Source organism: Massilia yuzhufengensis (genome assembly GCF_900112225.1).
GTDB classification, from domain to species: Bacteria; Pseudomonadota; Gammaproteobacteria; order Burkholderiales; family Burkholderiaceae_D; genus Telluria; species Telluria yuzhufengensis.
On record NZ_FOLD01000014.1, the window covers coordinates 39,766 to 60,800 of the forward strand.

Consider the following 21,035-nt stretch of genomic DNA (forward strand, 5'->3'; position numbering starts at 1 on the left):
GCGCAAGTCATTGATTAAGCGTGCGATTTTTATAGGTGGCAAATTTGTAGGACGGAGTTGATGGGGTAGTTCAATAAGTTCCGGAAAAGCTGTCTCAGGTGTGTGACAGTGCTGCTGCACGCACGGCAGCCAGAGTTCCGTCGACAGGGGCGAAAGGCGACAGGCAAGAGTGGGCACACGGCATGCGTTTGCACACCGTGCGTAGGAAAAAAGGAGAGGTTGAATAGAAGCGTGCGGACCGCGATCAGGGCGCGATGGAGTGCTTGGCCATGAGCCGATACAGTGTCATGCGCGAGACACCGAGGTCGCGTGCGGCCTGGCTGATGTTGTTGCCGCAGCGGGCAAGACTGTTCCAGATGGCGGCGCGTTCGGCGCTGCCGCGCGAGTTGTCGAGACCGTCACGCAGGATGATCGCATCTTCTTGTGGGGCCAGCTCAAGGTCTTCCGGCATGATCAGGCGGTTCTCGGCGAGCACCATGGCGCGCCGCATCCGGTTGATCAGCTCGCGGATATTACCGGGCCAGTCATGCTGCGTCATGGCGCGCAGTGCCTGTTTGCTGATGCCCTTGAGCTGGGGACTTTTTTCGTCGGCAAACTTATTGAAGATGATCTCGGTGAGGAGAGGCAGGTCTTCCTTGCGCTCGCGTAGCGGAGGCACGCGGATCGGGAATACGCTGAGGCGGTAATACAGGTCTTCGCGGAAACGGCCCGCTGCCACGGCTTTCGGCAGGTCGACGTGGGTGGCGGTGATCACGCGCGCATCGACCGACACCATGCGGGTGCCGCCGACACGATAGATGGTGCGTTCCTGCAGGAAGCGCAGCAGGCTGGCCTGAAGGTCGAGCGGCAGGTCGCCGATTTCGTCCAGGAAAATACTGCCGCCTGAGGCCGCTTCGATCAAGCCCTGCTTTTCCTTGGCTGCGCCGGTGAAGGCGCCGCGCTCGTAGCCGAACAATTCGGAGTGGATCAGGGACGGTGGAATTGCCGCGCAATTGATAGCAATAAATGGACCGCTGGCGCGCGGCGATTGCGCATGGATCTCCTGTGCCGCCAGTTCCTTGCCGCTGCCGCTTTCTCCGGAAATGAGCACGGGCGCGTCGACCGTCGCGATCTTGTCGATGTGGGCACGCAGGCGGCAGATGGTGGCGGACTTTCCATCGATATGGCGGCTGCCCGACTGGCGCTTGTGTGGCGGCGCCGACTTGGCCAGCATTGCCATGCCGTGCGCATGGCCAAGCGAATGGTACAAACGGACTGTGTCCACTGGCAGCGTATGGAAATCGGACAAATGGGTGGCAATGGCCTCGCGCAATTGCGGGCGGTGCAGCAGGTCGCCGTTGAACACGCCGATCCAGCGGATCTGGTGGTGGTGCTGGAGGAAGCGTTCGATATCCTCGGATTCGAGGTTGCCTTTGCGGTCGAGCAGCAGTCCCACTGCGTAGTGCTGCTGTTCAAGGACCTTGCGCGCGGCCGCAATATTGTCGACCGTGCAAACGTCCCAGCCGGGCAATTCTCCGCACGCCAGACGCACGCCGGCGCTCCCTTCATGCGTTATGCATAACAGTCGTTTAACCGACACATTGACCTCGTTGTTATTCGTTTTTCTGGTAATGCACGCGGCGTTGGCGGCCGGAAAACGCTGGGATTCTCTGTGAAGTCGCCGCGTTCTATGCGCCGGATCATTCCGGCACCGTAGGTCGTATTTAACCAGAATCCGCCGCATTTCGGCGCACGACAATTGTTGAGTTGGTAATACGCATCGCAAAAATTCCTACAGGAATCAATAGCTTAGCTAGCTCATCCATTTGAGGTCGCGTTTGCCAGCAGGGTGACAAGCCTTTCCAGCGGGTAGGGTTTGGCCAGCACCTGCACGCCGGGAAGCGCCGGCTGGCGTTCGGTATAGCCGGTGGCCAGCACCACCGGCAGGCTCGGGAAGCGCCGGCGCACGATGGCGGCCAGGTCGATGCCGCTTACCGAGCCGGGCATGACGATGTCGGAGAACACCACCGCCGGCAGGACGCCGGCGTCGAGCAGGGCCACGGCCTGGTCGCCGTCCTCGGCAATCAGCACTTCGAAGCCGGATTCTTCCAGCGCGCGCGCCACCGCTTCGCGCACCAGCGGGTCGTCCTCCACGAACAGCACCCGGCCGCGCCCGCGCGGCAAGGGGTCGCTGCCGTCTTCGGGCGCCGGTTCGCACAGCGGACGCTGGGCGCGCGGCAGGTAGATGTCGACCCGGGTGCCCTTGCCCGGTTCGCTGTCGAGCACCAGCAGGCCCTGCGACTGCGCGGCGAAGGCGTAGGCCTGCGGCAGGCCCAGGCCGGTGCCCTGGCCCTGGGCCTTGGTGGTATAGAAAGGATCGAGCGCGCGCGCCAGCACCTCGGGCGCCATGCCGGCGCCGTGGTCGATCACGCTCAGGCGCACGTAGTCGCCGGCAGGCAGCGGGCCGGGCGGCTGGTCGAGCACGCTGTTCCTCGCGGCGATCCGCAGCACGCCGCCGCGCGGCATGGCGTCGCGTGCATTGATCGCCAGGTTCAGCAGCGCCAGGTCGAACTGGAGCGGCTCCACCGTGACCGGCCAGGCCGGCTCGTCGCAGTCGACCTCGAGCACGATGTCGGTGCGCAGCGCGCCCTTCACCAGCTGCAGGGCGCTGCGCAGCTGGCTGCAGGCGGCCACGGTTTCCCGGCGCGCTTCCTGGATGCGCCCGAAGGAGCCGAGCTGGCCGGTGAGGGCGGTGGCGCGCTGCACCGTCTTCTTGCAGGTCTGGACCAGGTGCTGCACCCGGGGCTGGGTGGTGGTCATCTCGGCCAGCTGCAGCGCCGTGGTCAGGGTTTGCAGCAGGTTGTTGAATTCGTGGGCGATGCCGCCGGTCAGGCGCCCCAGGGCCTCGAGCTTTTGCGCCTTCAGCAGCGCACCCTGCACCCGTTCGGTGGTGGCGACGGCTTCGGCCACGCGCTGTTCGAGCTCCTGCTGCGACTGGCGAATCTGGCGCCCGGCGTCGAGCATGCGCAGCGCCACGTTGTCGATCTCGAGCACGCCCTGCCTGAGGTAGCTGGGCTCCTTGCCCTGGCCGAGTTCGTCGGCCGAGCGGCCCAGGTATTCGATCGGGCCGATGGCGCGCCGCGCCATCCGGTGCGCCGCCAGCACCCCGGCGGCCAGCAGCGCCGCCATCAGGCCGCCCAGCAGCGCGGCAGCCTGCAGCGGCACGCGCTGGATTTCGCTGTCCGGGATACTGACCAGCACTTTCCAGCCGGAAGTCGGCACGGTATTGAAGAAGGCCCGCACGTCGATGCCGTCGAGGGTTTGGCTCTGCCACAGGCCTTCCCGGGCGGCGCGCAGGCGTTCGCGTGCGAAGGCGCTGGCGCGCTGGCCGACGTAGCGCTCGGGGTTGCGCGAACGGGCCAGCACTGTGCCCTGGCGGTCGACCAGGGTGGCGATCCATTCGCTGCGGAACTGGCGCTCCACCATCGGCTGCAGGGCGGCAACATTAATCCCCATGACCAGGAAGTAGCGAATGCTGCCGTCGACCACGACCGGCACCTGGATCGCGTAGTCGAAGCGCTTGCCGATCGGCGCCATGAAGGCGTCCGACACCAGCGTGCCGCCGGCGCCGCTGCTGCGAATCAGTTCGCCGAGGTTGGACGAGCGCCGCTGCGGCAGCGCGGCGCCGAAGGGCTGGCGCGTGTTGACCAGCTGGCGTCCCGCGGGATCGGACAGCACGATCACTGTTTCGCCGGTGGGCGCCATGCGCCGGGAAAAATCGTAGAACTGGCGCAGGTTGCCGGTGTGGAGCGAGGGCGCCCCGGCCAGTGTGCGCAGGATGCCGGCGCGCGCCTGCAGTTCGTTGTCGACCAGCAGGGCAAAGGCGCGCGTCGCTTCGGCCACGTTCTGGGTCTGCGACTTCTGTTCCTCGCGATAGACGTAGGCCACCGCCAGGGCCGCCGCGATGAACGAGGGCACCAGCACGGACAGCACGAGGATCAGGAGACGGGTACGAATGCGCATGGAGAACGACAAGCCCGTATTTGTTTAATTTGATGATTATACAAGAGGCAACTTTTATTTCAGGATTGCACGCAAGAATTGTGCGTGCAGTGCACAGCGAGTCGCCACACCGGGCAAATCGGCCGCAGGCAGGCGAACTTGTATAATGTGGCAACCCTCAACCGCCCGCACATATGACGAATACCACCCACTTCGGCTACAAGACCGTCGCCGAGGACCAGAAGGTCCAGGAAGTCGCCAAGGTCTTCCATTCGGTCGCATCGAAATACGACGTCATGAACGACCTGATGTCGGCCGGCCTGCACCGCGCCTGGAAGCTGTTCACCATCGCGCAGGCGGGCGTGCGCCCCGGCTTCAAGGTGCTCGACATCGCCGGCGGCACCGGCGACCTGGCCAAGGCCTTCGCGAAACAGGCCGGCCGCAGCGGCGAAGTCTGGCTCACCGACATCAACGAGTCGATGCTGCGCGTCGGCCGCGACCGCCTGTTGAACAAGGGCCTGGTGACCCCCACCTTGTTGTGCGACGCCGAGAAGCTGCCGTTCCCGGACAATTATTTTGACCGCGTCAGCGTGGCCTTTGGCCTGCGCAACATGACCCACAAGGACCAGGCGCTGGCCGAAATGCAGCGCGTGCTCAAGCCCGGCGGCAAGCTGCTGGTGCTGGAATTCTCGAAGGTGATTGCGCCGCTGCAAAAGCCTTACGACGTGTATTCGTTCTCGGTGCTGCCGTGGCTGGGCCAGAAGATTGCCGGCGACGCCGAAAGCTACCGCTACTTGGCCGAATCGATCCGCATGCACCCGGACCAGGAAACCCTGAAGTCGATGATGCTCGACGCGGGCCTGGAGCGGGTGCAGTATCACAACCTGACGGCCGGTGTGGCCGCACTGCACACCGGTATCAAACTGTAGGAGGTGTGCGCATGAAAATGAAGAAACTCCTGGCCACGACCCTGCTCGCGGTCACGGCCTTGTCGATGATCGCCGAAGCCACCGCGCGCCCGATGGGCGGCAAGCGCTCGATCGGCCGCCAGTCGCAGGCGGTGCGCCAGATGCCGGCCCCGGCGCCCACGCCGGCGCCCGGCTTCCAGCAGCGCCAGTCCGCAGCCGTGCCGGCCGCCGCCGGCGCCGCCGGCGCTGCCGCGCGCGCACCCCAGCGCTCCGGCATGTGGAAGGGCATCCTGGGCGGCGCCCTGCTGGGCCTCGGCCTGGGCGCGCTGCTGTCGCACCTTGGCATCGGCGGTGCCCTGGCCAGCGCGATCTCGGCGATCCTCATGATCGGCCTGCTGGTGCTGGCCGTGCTGTTCATCGTGCGCATGTTCCGGCGCAAGGACACCCCGGCCAACCCGGCCTTTGGCGGCTACGCCAACCCGCAGCCGGCCGGCGCCGCGCCGGGGGCGATCGCCACCCCGGAAATCGGTTCCGGCCTGCGCCAGCAGCCGATGGGTTTCCAGGCCCAGCCGCAGGGCGGCGTATCGCTGGGCAAGCCCGGCGCCGCTGCCGCGCACGCGCAGTGGGGCGTGCCGGGCGACTTCGACCAGGAAGCCTTCCTGCGCCACGCGAAAGCCTCGTTCATCCGCATGCAGGCGGCCTGGGACCGTGGCGACACGAATGACCTGCGCGAGTTCACTTCGCCGGAAGTGTTCGCCGAACTGAAGATGCAGATCCAGGAGCGCAACGGCGCCGAGGACTTCACCGACGTGGTGGCGATCGACGGCCAGCTGCTGGGTATCGAGACGGGCGCCACCGATTACCTGGCCAGCGTGCAGTTCAACGGCATGATCCGCACCGCCCGCAATGCGCCGGCCGAGCCCTTCGTCGAGGTCTGGAACATGTCCAAGCCGCGCTCGGGGCAGGGCGGCTGGGTGCTGGCGGGTATCCAGCAAGTCAGCTAGCCCGGTTTAGCTGATTGCAATTATTTTCCAGTTAAGTTAAGTGCCGCCGGGTTTGTGCCCGGCGAACTGGTAAGATCAAGGCCGCCCGCTTCACACCGGGCGGTTTTTTTTCATTTAACGCTTGCTGCCATGTTCCCGAGTTCCGCCATGCTGGCGACGCCTGCCGTCGCCGCGATCAATCATCTGCTGGCCCAGGAAGCCTGGGCGCGCGACGCGCTGGCCCTGCATGCCGGCAAGGAAGCCTGCATCGACACCGGCCACCTCGCGCTGCGCGTACGCGTGGCGCGCGACGGCATGCTCGAGGCCGGCACGGCCGAAGGCCCGGCCAACGTCACCATCCGCGTCAAGCTGGCCGACCTGCCACTGGTCGCCCAGAACCGCGACCGTGCCTTTTCCTATGTGAAGATCGAGGGCGACGCCGAGTTCGCCAATACCATTTCGGCGCTGTCGAAAGGCCTGCGCTGGGATGCCGAGCACGACCTGGAGCGCCTCGTCGGGCCGCTGGGCGCACGCCGCCTGGCCCAGGGCGCGCGCGGCGCCGGCGCCGGCGTACTGGACGCCGGCCGCCGGCTGGCCGGGAACGTCGCCGAATTCCTGGTGGAAGAGCGGCCGGTGCTGGTCCGTCCGGCCCTGGTCGATGCATTGACGGCCGATGTGGTGAAGCTGCGCGACGATGTCGAGCGCACCGCCAAGCGTATCGCCCGGCTGGAGCAGCGCCTGGCGCAAGCCGCGGCTCCCGTCCTTCCGACCGTGACAAAGAATCCGGGACACTGATGATATTGAAATTCCTGCGCCTGCTGAAAATCCTCACGGTCGCCACCAAGTACGGCCTCGACGAAATCGCCGTCACCAGCCTGCACGCGCCGCGTACCGCGCGCTTCATGAACACGGTGTTCTTCTGGCGCCGCATCACCTCGCCACGCGCGATCCGCCTGCGCATGGCGCTGGAAGAGCTGGGGCCGATCTTCATCAAGTTCGGCCAGGTGCTGTCGACACGGCGCGACCTGATGCCCCAGGATATCGCCGACGAACTGTCGCTGCTGCAAGACCGCGTGCCGCCCTTCGATTCCGACCTGGCGATCGCCCAGATCACCGCCTCGCTGGGCGCCCACCCGAACGAGCTGTTCGCCAGCTTCGAGCGCGACCCGGTGGCGTCGGCCTCGATCGCCCAGGTGCACTTCGCCAAGCTCAAGAACGGCCTGGAAGTGGCGGTCAAGGTGCTGCGTCCGGGCATGAAGAAGACCATCGACGAAGACCTGGCCCTGATGGACCTGGCCGCGCGCCTGATCGAGCGGGTGTGGGCCGACAGCCGCCGCCTCAAGCCGCGCGAAGTGGTGGCCGAATTCGACAAGTACCTGCACGACGAGCTCGACCTGATGCGCGAGGCCGCCAACGCCAGCCAGCTGCGCCGCAACTTCGCCAATTCGAAGCTCTTGATGGTGCCCGAGATGTACTGGGACTATTGCTCGAGCAGCGTGATCGTGATGGAACGCATGCGCGGCATCCCGGTTTCGCAGATCGACCGGCTGGAGGCCGAGGGGGTCGACCTGAAGAAGCTCTCCAGCGATGGCGTGGAAATCTTCTTCACCCAAGTCTTCCGCGATGGCTTCTTCCACGCCGACATGCACCCCGGGAACATCCTGGTCTCGGTCGAGAAGGAAACCTTCGGCCGCTATATCGCGCTCGACTTCGGCATCGTCGGCACCCTGACCGACTTCGACAAGGATTACCTGTCGCAGAACTTCCTGGCCTTCTTCCGGCGCGACTACAAGCGCGTGGCCGAGGCCCACATCGAATCCGGCTGGGCGCCGAGCGATACCCGGGTGGACGAGCTGGAATCGGCGGTGCGCGCCTGCTGCGAGCCGATCTTCGACCGGCCGCTGAAAGACATTTCCTTCGGCCAGATCCTGCTGCGCCTGTTCCAGACCTCGCGCCGCTTCAATGTCGAGGTGCAGCCGCAGCTCGTGCTGCTGCAAAAGACCCTGCTCAACATCGAAGGCCTGGGCCGCCAGCTCGACCCCGAGCTCGACCTGTGGAAAACCGCCAAGCCCTACCTCGAGCGCTGGATGGGCGAGCAGGTGGGCTTCGGCGCGATGGTCGAGCGCCTGCGCGCCGAAGCGCCGCGCTACGCCCACATCTTCCCGCAGCTGCCGCGCCTGCTGCACCAGACCCTCGAGCGGCACGCCCACTCGGGCACGGCCACCCGGGGCGGTCTCCCGGCGAGCAATTCCGACCTGATGATGGCCCTGCTGGCCGAACAGCGCCGCACCAACCGCCTGCTGGCTTTCCTTGGCGCGATGGTGGTGCTCACCGGCAGCCTCGTTGCAGGGTACGTCGTCCTGCATGGCGCCTGAACCGCCCAGCTTCGCCAGCCGCGACCCGCTCAGCCCACGGTTCTGGGACGAGCGTTTCGCCACCGCCTTTACTCCCTGGGACCGCGGCGGCGTCCCGCAGGCCCTGCGCGACTTCGCCGCCGCCGCCCCCCGCCCGCTGTCCACCCTGATCCCCGGCTGCGGCAGCGCCTGGGAACTGGCCTGGCTGTGCGAGGCCGGCTGGGACGCCACCGCCATCGACTTCGCCCCCGCCGCCGTCGCCCGCGGCAAGGCGCTGGCCGGCCGCTGGAGCGAGCGGGTGCTGCTGGCCGACTTCTTCGCCTGGCAGCCGCCGCGTCCCCTCGACCTGGTCTACGAATGCGCCTTCCTGTGCGCCCTGCCACGCGCCCTGCGTCCGCAAGTCGCCGCCCGCTGGGCCGAGCTGCTGGCCCCAGGCGGCAAAGTGGCCGGCTTCTTCTTTTTTGACCAAACGGTAAAAGGCCCGCCCTTCGGCATCGACCGCCCCGCACTCGACGCCCTGATGGCCCCGTACTTCGACTGCATCGCGGACCACGCCGTCACCGACTCGATCCCCGTCTTCGCCGGCAAGGAACGCTGGATGACCTGGCAACGCCGCTAACACCAACTTCGGGGTCAGGTCTGACATTTGGACACGAGCCCAGCCATATGCCGGTTGAGCTCGTGTCTGATTGTCAGACCTGACCCTGAAGTTATTTGGTTTGGTGGGATTTGGGCAAAAGAAAAGCCCGCATCAGCGGGCTTTTTAAGTACAGCGTTCTTTTACGGACCAGCGGCGGTGCAGCACCGCGCAATCTTCTGTTTCTTTTTAACCTAGGGCAGCATGAATTTCCTGCTGCCATCATGTTCTTAAGAAAGATGCTATTTAATCACTCGCCATGCACTTGAGCAAACTAAACTGTCGGGAGCGAGGAAGAAAAACAACACCACGGGCGCGGTCCGGGACCACCCCGGCCGGACCGCTGCAGCCAAAACGGGCAAGGCTTCCCGTAAAAGCTTTATAATTCAGGGTTTTGAAGATTTTTGCGGAGTATCAGATGCCGATTTACGCTTACCGCTGCGATGAATGCGGTTTTACCAAAGATGTGCTGCAAAAAATTTCCGATCCGGTCCTGACGGTGTGCCCGTCGTGCAGCAAGGACGCCTTCAAAAAGCAGGTGACGGCTGCCGGCTTCCAGTTGAAGGGCTCGGGCTGGTATGTCACCGACTTTCGCGGTGGCACGCCGCCGGCCACGGGCACGGCGGCAGGAACAGCTTCCGGCAGTGCGCCCGCCGCGTCAAGCGAGGGGAGCAGTGCCAGCAGCACGCCGGCCGCGGCCGCGGCGCCAGCGGGCGGCGGCGACAAGAGCGGCACCTAGACCATGCTGTGGCCCGGCCAGGGCCGTAGTATCGAACAAGAACAAGAGAACCCGATGCGCAAATATTTCCTGACCGGCTTGCTGGTGCTGGTGCCCCTGGCGATCACGGCCTGGGTGCTGACCATGATCATCACCACGCTCGACCAGTCGCTGCTGTTCGTGCCGCAAGCATGGCAGCCGCGCGAACTGTTCGGCAGGGACGTGCCGGGCGTGGGCGCGGTGTTGACGATCGCCATCGTGTTCCTCACCGGCCTGCTGACCAGTAACCTGATCGGCGGCTGGGTCGTGCGCCTGGGCGACCGGGTGATGAAGCGCATCCCGGTGGTCAGCTCGCTGTACGGCAGCGTCAAGCAGGTGTCGGACACGCTGTTCTCGTCCTCGGGCAACGCGTTCCGCACGCCGGTGCTGATCCCGTACCCGCACGCGGATTCCTATACGATTGCCTTTCTCACCGGGGTGCCGGGCGGGGACGTGAAGAACCACCTGGTGGGCGACTACGTGAGCGTGTACGTGCCGACCACCCCGAACCCGACCTCGGGCTTCTTCCTGATGATGGAACGCAGCAAGGTCGTGGAATTGAACATGTCGGTCGACGCGGCGCTGAAGCACATCGTTTCGATGGGCGTGGTCGCTCCCGAATAAAGCACGCAGCAAGAAAAATTACAGGCCTGCGGGCCTCACACGAACCAACCAACCTGGAACGAAAATTATGTCCACCATGCGTACTCACTACTGCGGCCTCGTCACCGAGGAACTGCTGGGCCAAACCGTCAGCCTGTGCGGCTGGGTGCACCGTCGCCGCGACCACGGCGGCGTGATCTTCATCGACCTGCGCGACCGCGAAGGCCTGGTGCAGGTGGTCTGCCATCCGGATAACGCCGAGGTCTTCAAGGCCGCTGAGCACGTGCGCAACGAGTTCTGCCTGCGCATCACCGGCACCGTGACCAACCGCCTCGAAGGCACGGTCAACGCCAACCTGAAGTCGGGCAAGATCGAGATCAACGCCAGCAGCGTGGAAGTGCTCAACGCATCGGTGCCGGTGCCTTTCCAGCTGGACGACGACAACCTGTCGGAAACCACCCGCCTGACCCACCGCGTGCTCGACCTGCGCCGCAACCAGATGCAGCACAACCTGCGCCTGCGCTACAAGGTGTCGATGGAAGTGCGCAAGTACCTCGACAACCTGGGCTTCATCGACATCGAGACCCCGATGCTGACCAAGTCGACCCCGGAAGGCGCGCGCGACTACCTGGTGCCGTCGCGCGTCAACGCCGGCAACTTCTTCGCGCTGCCGCAGTCGCCGCAGCTGTTCAAGCAGCTGCTGATGGTCGCCAACTTCGACCGCTACTACCAGATCACCAAGTGCTTCCGCGACGAAGACCTGCGCGCCGACCGCCAGCCGGAATTCACCCAGATCGACTGCGAAACCTCCTTCCTCACCGAGCAGGAAATCCGTGACCTGTTCGAAGACATGATGCGCGTCGTCTTCAAGAACGCCGCCGGCATCGACCTGCCGAACCCGTTCCCGGTGATGGACTTCGCCACCGCGATGGGCATGTACGGTTCGGACAAGCCGGACATGCGCGTCAAGCTGGAATTCACCGAACTGACCGAGCTGATGAAGTCGGTCGAGTTCAAGGTGTTCAACTCGGCTGCCAACATGACGGGCGGCCGCGTGGTCGGCATGCGCGTGCCGCAGGGCGGTTCGATGCCGCGTTCGGAAATCGACGCGTACACCCAGTTCGTCGCGATCTACGGCGCCAAGGGCCTGGCCTACATCAAGGTCAACGAGAAGGCCAAGGGCCGTGACGGCCTGCAGTCGCCGATCGTCAAGAACATCTCCGACGAAGTCCTGGCCCAGATCCTGGAACTGACCAAGGCCGAGGACGGCGACCTGATCTTCTTCGGCGCCGACAAGGCCAAGGTGGTCAACGACGCCATCGGCGCGCTGCGCGTGAAGATCGGCCACTCGGAATTCGGCAAGAAGGCCGCTTTGTTCGACGAAGTCTGGTCGCCGCTGTGGGTGATCGACTTCCCGATGTTCGAGCACGACGAAGAAAACAACCGTTGGACCGCGACCCACCACCCGTTCACCGCACCGAAGGACGGCCACGAAGACATGTTGGAGACCAACCCTGGCGCCTGCATCGCCAAGGCCTACGACATGGTCCTGAACGGCTGGGAACTGGGCGGCGGCTCGATCCGTATCCACCGCGAAGAAGTCCAGAGCAAGGTGTTCCGCGCGCTGAAGATCGACGCCGAAGAAGCGCAGCTGAAGTTCGGCTTCCTGCTCGACGCGCTGCAGTACGGCGCGCCGCCGCACGGTGGCCTGGCGTTCGGCCTGGATCGCCTGATCACCCTGATGACCGGTTCGGAATCGATCCGCGACGTGATCGCCTTCCCGAAAACCCAGCGCGCCCAGTGCCTGCTGACCAACGCACCGTCGGAAGTGGACGAGAAGCAGTTGAAAGAGCTGCACATCCGCCTGCGTAACGAGCCAAAGGTCGCTTAAGGCCGGCGGGACACACAGTCCCGCAGGGTGGCCGGCTTTGCCGGCCGCGCGTTCAACCCACGCGGGCGTGGCTGCATCAGTGGCCATGCCCGCGTTTGTTTTCAAAGCCTCGATGCCCCACAAGATCCCCGAATCGGTCCTGGTCGTCATCTACACTCCCGCCCTGGAAGTGCTGCTGATCGAGCGCGCCGACCGTCCGGAGTTCTGGCAATCGGTCACCGGCTCGCTCGACGCGCCTGACGAGCCCCTGCTGCACACCGCCACCCGCGAACTGTTCGAGGAAACCGGCATCCAGGCCGACGGAGAGCGCATTTGCCTGCTCGACTGGCAGATGGCCAACATCTACGAGATCTACCCGGTCTGGCGCCACCGCTACGCGCCCGGCGTCACCCATAACACGGAACACGTGTTCTCGGTCTGCGTGCCGCGCGATATCCCGATTGTCCTGAGCCCGCGCGAACACACCCGCTTCGCCTGGCTGCCTTACCTGGAAGCGGCCGACCGCTGTTTCTCGTCGTCCAACGCGGAAGCCATCCTCCAGCTGCCACGCCAGCTCGCCCCATCAGCCTGAGGATTTATCCACCGTGGATAAATTTCCTGAGGTGAATAAAATTCTGTTAGGAAACATTGTTGTAGTAGTTCGACAACGTCCCTGAAAATCCTTCTCGGCGAACGCTAGTTCTTCTTTTGCCCGTTTTCTGTGCGATACCACGTATTTTCGGGCTAACTGTAGAGTAAATACACCAAAATTTGCCACAGAATCCCTGTTTTGACATGTTTATATGTCAAATAATTGGCCATGGGAAATTCGGTTATTTCATAATGCACAATACATTCATCGTTTGACAGCCGATGAGTCTGTGTCATATCTTGCTTGAGCCGGTGTAGGAATCCGCCGACTTAAATCCATCCAGATAACAAGGGAGAATCACATGGACCAAGCACTGCATCAGGATGCTTATGTCAAGGAAATCAGTATTGGCAATGGCTGCATCCACGTCGAACTGTTTTCGGGACTTTGCCTGTCCGGTCCCCTGCGCGGAAGGGAAGAAGCAGCGCCGAAGACCGACCGTCCCCGCAAGATGATCGTCAGCGGCCATGAGGGCATGGTCGGCGAGGCCCTGGGAATGCGCTAAGCCTTGCGGGTCGCAGTACCCGATTGCCCGGCAGCGCACGATTGGGCCCGGTTCCACAAGGACGGTTGCCCGATGCGGTTAGAATGTTCCCATGAAGATTCGTGTAGCTACCTACAACATTCACAAAGGCGTCTCGTCACTACGCAGTACGCCCCGGGTGATCGCACTCAAGAAAGCCATTGGCGAATTCCACGCCGAGGTGGTGTTCCTGCAAGAGGTCCAGGGACGGCATGACCGCTTCCAGGCCCGCTACGGCAAGGAAGACACGGCCCACCGGCACTGGCCGGAAACCGCCCAGTACGATTACTTCAAGGGTGAAAAGCACCACAGTGCCTACGGCATGAACGCCGTGTACGACCACGGCCACCATGGCAATGCACTGCTCAGTACTTTCCCAATCGAAAATTCCCACAACCACGACGTGTCGGATCACGCCTACGAACAGCGCGGGATTCTTCATTGTGTCCTGGAAACCCCAGCCGGTCGCGTGCATTGCTATGTTGTCCACCTGGGCCTGTTCGAAGGCAGCCGGGGGCGCCAGACCCTGTCCCTGATCGAAGCCGTCAATGCCTCGTCCAACGGCGAGCCGGTAATCATCGCCGGCGACTTCAACGACTGGCGCAATACCCTCAGCGACCGGCTGCGCAATGCGCTCGGCGTGGTGGAGGTGTTCGACGAGCTGGGACCCAAGTCCGCCATGGGCGACATGGTGCGCAGCTGGGCCGGCCGGGCGCCGCGCCTGGCGCCGGCGCGCACCTTCCCGGCCATGCTGCCGTGGTTCCGCCTCGACCGCATCTACGTGCGCGGCTTCAAGGTCGACAACGCCCAGGTGATGCACGGCCCGCTGTGGGCCAAGCTGTCCGACCACGCACCGATCGTGGCGGAACTCCAGCTGTCGTAGCGTCCATGCGCCACGTCAGCTTTGTAGACAACAACGACGTCACCCTGCTGGAAAGCGGCACCGCCTTTTTCCCCGCTCTGATCGCGGCGCTGGACGCGGCAGCCTACGACGTCCTGTTCGAAACCTATATCTTTGCCGAGGACGACACCGGCCACGCCGTGCGCGATGCCCTCATTCGCGCCGAGCGGCGCGGCGTGAAGGTGCGGGTGCTGGTCGACTGGATCGGCACCGAGCACCGGCCTGCGGCGCGCCTTGGGGCCGCGTTCGCCGCGGCCGGGGTCCAGTACCGGGTCTTCAATCCCTGGTGCAAGCGCGGCATCGCCCGTTCGCACCGCAAGATCGTGGTGATCGACCGCGAAGTCGCTTTCGTCGGCGGCATCAACATCAACGACGACTGGCTGTGCGACCACGCCGAACACAAGCGCCTGCCGGCGCCGCGCTGGGATTTCACGGTGCAGGTACGCGGCCCGCTGGTGGCCCAGATCCACGACGAAGCGCAAGGCCAGTGGCTGCGCGCCGGCCGCCTGGGCCTGAAGCAGCGCATCGAGCTGTTCAAGGAAATGCGCAAGGAGCCACCGCAATCCTGCCAGTACCCCGCGCGCGCAGCCTTCGTCGTACGCGACAACCTGCGCAACCGCAGCACCATCCAGCGCGCCTACCTGCAGGCCCTCGGCCGCGCCAGGCACAGCGTGCTGCTGGCCACGCCGTACTTCGCCCCCGGCCGCAAGTTCCGCAAGGCGCTGGCGCATGCGGCGCAGCGCGGGGTCGACGTGACCCTGTTGATCGGGGTAGGGGAGTTCTACATCCAGGACGCGGTGGCGCATTCCTTCTACCCGAAGCTGCTGCTTGATGGCATCAAGGTGGTCGAGTACCGCAAGACCCAGCTGCATGCCAAGGTCGCGGTGGTCGACGACGACTGGGCCACGGTCGGTTCCAGCAACTGCGACGGGCTGTCGCTGTTCCTGAACCAGGAAGCCAACGTGGTCGTCCTCGACGAAAAATTCGCCGCCTCGATGCGCGCCCACATCGAGCGCGGCATCGCCGACGGCGTTCCTGTCTGCGCCGAGGAATTCGCCCACGTCGGCTGGCTGAAACGTGCGAGCTACGGCGCGGCCTACCTGCTGTATAAACTGGTGATGCGGGTCTTCGCCATCGGCTACGCCTGACCGGACTGATTGAGGAAACACCATGGAAGACAACAACGTACGACTCGACAAATGGCTGTGGGCGGCCCGCTTCTTCAAGACGCGCTCGCTGGCCACCGACGCCATCGACCGCGGCCGCGTGCGCATCGACGGCGAACCGGTCAAGCCTTCGCGCAACGTGAAGGTGAACGACAAGCTGGTCATCGACAACGGCTCGGACCGCTGGGAAGTCATCGTCGCCGCCATCTCCGACAAGCGCGGCCCCGCCCCGGTGGCGCGCGAGCTGTACTTCGAAACCGAAGAAAGCATCGCCAAACGCGAAAACGACAAGACCGCCCGCCGCCTGTTCCCGGAACCGAGCCTGGACATCAAGGGCCGCCCCACCAAGCGCGACCGCCGCGCCATCGAAAAAGCCGGCTCATAAATTTTGGCTAACTTCGGGGTCAGGTCTGACATTTGGACACGACCTCAGCCCTAGGGCGCCGTTATGGTCGAGACCGTGTCCGATTGTCAGACCTGACCCCGAAGTGAAAACAAGCGCACGACCGGTCAAAAATGGGGTACCTTTACATCTGCGACAACGTTGTTCGGGCCAAAACCCGCCGCGAACGTCCTGCAGGCGGTTTTCTCCACCTGCCGTTGTCTCGCATCAATAGAATTTCGCCTCTAAGTTCCCGTTTGACATTTCACGCCTGGTAGATAATAGTACGAGCGTTCGGATTTTTTCGATTCAGGGGCCGTTATCACTACTTCAGCTAAATTCATGCGCAAGGGCGAACTCACGCGGGCGGCGATTCTCGACGTGGCGCTGGAGCTATCGAGCCGCGACGGCTTGGAAGGCCTGACCATCGGCCTGCTGGCAGACCGGATGAACATGAGCAAATCCGGCGTCTTCGCGCACTTTGGTTCGCGCGAAGACCTGCAGCTGGAAGTGGTCAAGCTCTACCACCACCGCTTCGAGCAAGAAGTCTTCTTCCCCAGCGTGCGCGAGCCGCGCGGCCTGCCGCGCCTGGAGTCGATGTTCGACCGCTGGCTCAAGCGCGTGTCGGTCGAGATCGCGTCGGGCTGTATCTATATCAGCGGCGCCGTCGAGTACGACGACCGCCCCGGCCCGATCCGCGAGGAGCTGGTGAAGATGGTGCAGGCCTGGCAGGGCGCGCTGCAGCGCAGCGCGCGCCAGGCGATCGAAGCGGGCGACCTGCGCGCCGACACCGACGCCGACCAGCTGGTCTACGAGATGTATGGGCTGATCCTGGCCCTGCACCACGACGCGCGTTTCCTGCGCATGCCCGGATCGGTCGAGCGGGCGCGTCGCGGCTTCGAGCGGCTCATCGAGAATTATCGCAATCCCACGCCGCAAGGCAGCCCGGCGCAGTAACACGCTGCGCCGACAGTCAAACAACACATCACCTTCGTTCAGGAGAAAACCATGGGTCAGTACGTCGCGCCAATCCGGGATATGCAGTTCGTTCTGCACGAATTCCTCAACGTCAGCGAAGAGTTCAAGAACCTGCCTGCCTACCAGGAAATCGACGCCGACATCATCAACCAGGTCCTGGAAGAAGGTGCGAAGTTCACGCAGGAAGTGCTGTTCCCGCTGAACCATTCGGGCGACCGCGAGGGCTGCCATTTCGACGCCGCCACCAAGGCCGTCACCACGCCGAAGGGTTTCAAGGAAGCGTATAAACAGTATGTCGAAGGCGGCTGGGCCGCGCTGGCGTGCGATCCGGAATACGGCGGCCAGGGCCTGCCGGTCTCGCTGAACAACTCGTTCTACGAGATGCTGAACTCGTCGAACCAGGCATGGACCATGTACCCGGGCCTGTCGCACGGCGCCTACGAGTGCCTGAAAGAACACGGCACCGACGAGCAGAAGAAGCTGTTCCTGCCCAAGCTGGTCTCGGGCGAGTGGACCGGCACCATGTGCCTGACCGAAGCGCACTGCGGCACCGACCTGGGCATGCTGCGCTCGAAAGCCGAGCCGCAGCTTGATGGCACCTACAAGATCAGCGGCTCGAAGATCTTCATCTCGGCCGGCGAACACGATATGTCGGAAAACATCGTCCACCTGGTGCTGGCGCGCCTGCCGGACGCACCGGAAGGCTCGAAAGGCATCTCGCTGTTCCTGGTGCCGAAGTTCATGGTCAACGCCGACGGCTCGCTGGGCGAGCGTAACGGCATCGCCTGCGGCGCCATCGAAGAAAAAATGGGCATCCACGCCAACTCCACCTGCCAGATGAACCTGGACGGCGCGGTCGGCACCCTGATCGGCCAGCCGCACAAGGGCCTGCAGGCGATGTTCGTGTTCATGAACGCGGCCCGCCTGGGCGTGGGCATGCAGTCGCTCGGCCTGACCGAAGTGGCTTACCAGAACGCGCTGGTGTACGCGAAAGACCGCATCCAGATGCGTTCGCTGTCGGGCCCGAAAGCCCCCGACAAGCCGGCCGACCCGATCATCGTGCACCCGGACGTGCGCCGCATGCTGCTGACCGCGAAAGCGTTTGCCGAAGGCGGGCGCGCACTGACCTCGTACATCGCGCTGCAGATCGACCGCGAACTGAACCACCCTGACGAAGAAGTGCGCAAGGAAGCCGCCGGCGAAGTCGCGCTGCTCACGCCGATCGTCAAGGCCTTCATCACCGACAACGGCTGGATCGCGACCTCGGAAGCGATGCAGGTCTACGGCGGCCACGGCTACATCAGCGAATGGGGCATGGAGCAGTACGTGCGCGACGCACGCATCAACATGATCTACGAAGGCACCAACACCGTGCAGTCGCTCGACCTGCTGGGCCGGAAGATCCTGATGGACAACGGCGCCAAGCTGCGCGCCTTCGGCGAGAAGATCAAGGCCTTCGTGGAAGAGAACGGCCTGGACGAGTCGATGTCCGAATTCGTCACCCCGCTGGGCGAGCTCGGCGAGAAGGTCACCAAGCTGACCATGGAAATCGGCATGAAGGCCTTCCAGAACCCGGACGAAGTCGGCGCCGCCGCCGTGCCTTACCTGCGTGTGGTCGGCCACCTGGTGTTCAGCTACTTCTTCGCGCAGATGGCGAAGATCGCACTCAGCAAGCAGGACTCCGATGACAAGTTCTACGTGGCCAAGCTGCACACCGCGCGCTTCTACTTTGCCCGCCTGTACCCGGAGACCGCGATGCTGATTCGCCAGGCACGTTCGGGTTCGGCGAACCTGCTGGCGATGGACGTCGAGCTGTTCTAACCAACCCATCACGTAACAACCGTCGTACCGGCGAAGGCCGGTACCCAGGTTCGCGGCTTATCGCCAAACTTGGGTTCCGGCCTGCGCCGGAACGACGGGCTAACTCTTAGGAAGAGACTTACATGTCCAATTTCATCGTCAAGAAAGTCGCCGTGCTGGGCGCCGGCGTGATGGGGGCGCAGATTGCTGCGCATTGCGTCAACGCCAAGGTCCCGGTCGTGCTGTTCGACCTGCCGGCCAAGGAAGGTCCAAAGAACGGCATCGTCCTGCGCGCCATCGAGAACCTCAAAAAACTGTCGCCGGCCCCGCTGGGCAACAAGGACGACGCATCCCTGATCGAAGTGGCCAACTACGAGGACAACCTCGACGTGCTGGCGGGCTGCGACCTGATCATCGAAGCCATCGCCGAGCGCATGGACTGGAAACACGACCTGTACAAGAAGGTCGCCCCGCACATCGCCCCGAACGCGATCTTCGCCTCCAATACCTCGGGCCTGTCGATCAACAAGCTGGCCGAAGGTTTCGACGACGAACTGAAGGCGCGCTTCTGCGGCGTCCACTTCTTCAACCCGCCGCGCTACATGCACCTGGTCGAGCTGATCCCGACCACCGGCACCCGTCCGGAAATCCTCGACCAGCTCGAGACCTTCCTGACCTCGACCCTGGGCAAGGGTGTCGTGCGCGCCAAGGACACCCCGAACTTCATCGCCAACCGCGTCGGCATCTTCGGCATGCTGGCCACCATCCACGAAGCCGAAAAATTCGGCCTGAGCGTGGACGTGGTCGACGACCTGACCGGTGCAAAACTGGGCCGCGCCAAGTCCGGCACCTTCCGCACCGCTGACGTCGTGGGCCTGGACACCATGGGCCATGTGATCAAGACCATGCAGGACACCCTGCAGGACGATCCGTTCTTCAGCCTGTACAAGACCCCGGACGTGCTGGCCAAGCTGATCGAGAAGGGCGCCCTGGGCCAGAAAACCGGCGGCGGCTTCTACAAAAAGGTCGGCAAGGAGATCCAGCGCCTCGACTTCGCCACCGGCGAATACGTCGCAGGCGGCGCCAAGGCGGCCGACATCGTCGCCCGCATCCTGAAAGAGAAAGACCCGGTCAAGAAGTTCAAGGCCATGCGCGAATCGACCAACCCGCAGGCGCAGTTCCTGTGGGCGATCTTCCGCGACGCCTTCCACTACATCGCCGTGCACCTCGACACCATCGCCGACAATGCGCGCGACATCGACTTCGCGATGCGCTGGGGCTTCGGCTGGAGCGTCGGCCCGTTCGAGACCTGGCAGGCCGCCGGCTGGTCCCAGATCGCCCAGTGGGTGAAGGAAGACATCGACTCCGGCAAGGCGCTGACCAACGCACCGCTGCCAGCCTGGGTGTTCGAAGGCCAGGTTGCAGAGAAGGGCGTGCACACCGCCGAAGGCTCGTACTCGGCATCGAAGAACGCCTACGTGCCTGCGTCCGACCTGCCGGTCTACCAGCGCCAGCAGTTCCGCGCGAAGGTAGCGGGTTCGGCCACCACCGATCCAAAGACTGCCGGCACCACCGTGTTCGAAGACGAATCCGTGCGCCTGTGGCACGCGGACGACGAAGTGCTGGTCATCTCGCTCAAGACCAAGATGCACGTCATCGGCGAAGGCGTGGTGAAGGGCCTGCAGCGCGGCATGGCGGAAGCCGAAAAAGGCTACAAGGGCCTGGTGATCTGGAATACCGATGCGGCCGAAGGCGGCGCCTTCTCGGCCGGCGCCGACCTGCAGTCGGCCATGCCGGCCTTCATGATGGGCGGCGCCAAAGCGATGGACCCGATGGTGCGCGACCTGCAGAACGTCTTCATGCAGATGAAGTACTCGAACATCCCGGTCGTGGCCGCAGTGGCGGGCCTGGCCCTGGGCGGCGGCTGCGAGATGATGCTGCACGCTTCCAAGCGCGTGGCATCGATCGAGTCGTACATTGGTCTCGTTGAAGTGGGCGTCGGCCTGGTGCCGGCCGGCGGCGGCCTGAAAGAGGCGGCAGTGCGCGCCTTCCTTGAGGCCAAGGGCAACGACATCCTGCAATTCCTGAAGACCGGCTTCACCAACGCGGCCACCGCGCAGGTATCGAAATCGGCGCTGGAAGCGAAAAGCATGGGCTACCTGAAGGAAGACGACGTCATCGTCTTCAACCCGTACGAGCTGCTGCACGTGGCGAAAACCACCGCGCGCGCCATGTTCGACGCCGGCTACCGCGCACCAATGCGCCGCCCGATTACCGTCACCGGCCGCTACGGCTGGGCGACGATCCGTGGCCAGCTGGTCAACATGCGCGACGGCGGCTTCATCTCGGCCCACGACTACAAGCTGGGCGACATGATCGCCGAGATCGTGAGCGGCGGCGACGTCGACCAGGGCAGCGTGGTGTCCGAACAGTGGCTGCTCGACATGGAGCGCAAGGCCTTCATCGAACTGCTGGGCAACCCGAAGACGCAAGAGCGGATCATGGGCATGATGCAGACCGGTAAACCAGTCCGTAACTAA

18 protein-coding genes are annotated in these 21,035 nt (G+C 64.1%); 16 read left to right on the forward strand and 2 right to left on the reverse strand.

Annotated elements, in window-relative coordinates; translation table 11 throughout:
- Window positions 1-244 precede the first annotated feature (244 nt).
- Together BM031_RS13130 and BM031_RS13135 are read right to left on the reverse strand one after the other, a co-directional pair.
- The gene (locus tag BM031_RS13130) at window positions 245-1,723 is read right to left on the reverse strand and encodes a sigma-54 dependent transcriptional regulator (RefSeq protein ID WP_091875094.1); all 1,479 of its coding nucleotides are present in this window, start codon (window positions 1,721-1,723) and stop codon (window positions 245-247) included.
- Between the two features lie 74 nt (window positions 1,724-1,797).
- A complete protein-coding gene (locus tag BM031_RS13135) occupies window positions 1,798-4,002 on the reverse strand; it encodes a hybrid sensor histidine kinase/response regulator (protein ID WP_091875028.1) in 2,205 nt (734 codons plus the stop codon).
- 173 nt (window positions 4,003-4,175) lie between these two features.
- Between BM031_RS13135 and ubiE the strand changes: the two genes are divergently transcribed.
- The 16 genes from ubiE (at window position 4,176) to BM031_RS13215 (ending at window position 21,035) form a co-directional block, all read left to right on the forward strand.
- Complete coding sequence (gene ubiE / locus BM031_RS13140) at window positions 4,176-4,910, forward strand: bifunctional demethylmenaquinone methyltransferase/2-methoxy-6-polyprenyl-1,4-benzoquinol methylase UbiE (protein WP_091875029.1); 735 nt, start codon at window positions 4,176-4,178, stop codon at window positions 4,908-4,910.
- Window positions 4,911-4,927: 17 nt separating this feature from the next.
- Window positions 4,928-5,893 (forward strand): Tim44 domain-containing protein, encoded by a 966-nt coding sequence (locus BM031_RS13145; RefSeq protein ID WP_091875030.1) that lies wholly within the window; start codon window positions 4,928-4,930, stop codon window positions 5,891-5,893.
- A gap of 129 nt (window positions 5,894-6,022) precedes the next feature.
- Window positions 6,023-6,667, forward strand: a complete 645-nt coding sequence (locus BM031_RS13150) for a ubiquinone biosynthesis accessory factor UbiJ (protein WP_091875031.1) — start codon at window positions 6,023-6,025, stop codon at window positions 6,665-6,667.
- A complete protein-coding gene (gene ubiB / locus BM031_RS13155; protein WP_091875032.1) occupies window positions 6,667-8,247 on the forward strand; it encodes a ubiquinone biosynthesis regulatory protein kinase UbiB in 1,581 nt (526 codons plus the stop codon). Before BM031_RS13150 ends, ubiB begins: the two co-directional genes overlap by 1 nt.
- A complete protein-coding gene (locus tag BM031_RS13160) occupies window positions 8,237-8,845 on the forward strand; it encodes a methyltransferase (RefSeq protein WP_091875033.1) in 609 nt (202 codons plus the stop codon). The genes ubiB and BM031_RS13160 overlap by 11 nt, the downstream gene beginning before the upstream one ends.
- Before the next feature lie 436 nt (window positions 8,846-9,281).
- Entirely contained in the window at window positions 9,282-9,602 is a 321-nt protein-coding gene (locus BM031_RS13165) for an FmdB family zinc ribbon protein (protein ID WP_091875095.1), read from the forward strand.
- 54 nt (window positions 9,603-9,656) lie between these two features.
- Complete coding sequence (locus BM031_RS13170; protein WP_091875034.1) at window positions 9,657-10,244, forward strand: DUF502 domain-containing protein; 588 nt, start codon at window positions 9,657-9,659, stop codon at window positions 10,242-10,244.
- Between the two features lie 76 nt (window positions 10,245-10,320).
- Window positions 10,321-12,114, forward strand: coding sequence for an aspartate--tRNA ligase (aspS, locus tag BM031_RS13175; RefSeq protein ID WP_177207752.1), 1,794 nt, complete (start codon window positions 10,321-10,323; stop codon window positions 12,112-12,114).
- Window positions 12,115-12,226: 112 nt separating this feature from the next.
- Window positions 12,227-12,685 (forward strand): dihydroneopterin triphosphate diphosphatase, encoded by a 459-nt coding sequence (gene nudB, locus BM031_RS13180; protein WP_091875096.1) that lies wholly within the window; start codon window positions 12,227-12,229, stop codon window positions 12,683-12,685.
- 361 nt (window positions 12,686-13,046) lie between these two features.
- Window positions 13,047-13,250, forward strand: coding sequence for a hypothetical protein (locus BM031_RS13185; RefSeq protein ID WP_091875036.1), 204 nt, complete (start codon window positions 13,047-13,049; stop codon window positions 13,248-13,250).
- Window positions 13,251-13,341: 91 nt separating this feature from the next.
- Window positions 13,342-14,151, forward strand: coding sequence for an endonuclease/exonuclease/phosphatase family protein (locus BM031_RS13190; RefSeq protein ID WP_091875037.1), 810 nt, complete (start codon window positions 13,342-13,344; stop codon window positions 14,149-14,151).
- Between the two features lie 5 nt (window positions 14,152-14,156).
- Window positions 14,157-15,317, forward strand: coding sequence for a cardiolipin synthase ClsB (clsB, locus tag BM031_RS13195; RefSeq protein WP_091875038.1), 1,161 nt, complete (start codon window positions 14,157-14,159; stop codon window positions 15,315-15,317).
- A gap of 22 nt (window positions 15,318-15,339) precedes the next feature.
- A complete protein-coding gene (locus BM031_RS13200) occupies window positions 15,340-15,720 on the forward strand; it encodes an RNA-binding S4 domain-containing protein (protein WP_091875039.1) in 381 nt (126 codons plus the stop codon).
- 339 nt (window positions 15,721-16,059) lie between these two features.
- Window positions 16,060-16,674, forward strand: a complete 615-nt coding sequence (locus BM031_RS13205) for a TetR/AcrR family transcriptional regulator (RefSeq protein ID WP_091875040.1) — start codon at window positions 16,060-16,062, stop codon at window positions 16,672-16,674.
- Window positions 16,675-16,725: 51 nt separating this feature from the next.
- On the forward strand, window positions 16,726-18,516 hold the full coding sequence (locus BM031_RS13210; protein ID WP_091875041.1) for an acyl-CoA dehydrogenase C-terminal domain-containing protein: 1,791 nt from the start codon (window positions 16,726-16,728) through the stop codon (window positions 18,514-18,516).
- A gap of 122 nt (window positions 18,517-18,638) precedes the next feature.
- On the forward strand, window positions 18,639-21,035 hold the full coding sequence (locus BM031_RS13215) for a 3-hydroxyacyl-CoA dehydrogenase/enoyl-CoA hydratase family protein (RefSeq protein WP_091875042.1): 2,397 nt from the start codon (window positions 18,639-18,641) through the stop codon (window positions 21,033-21,035).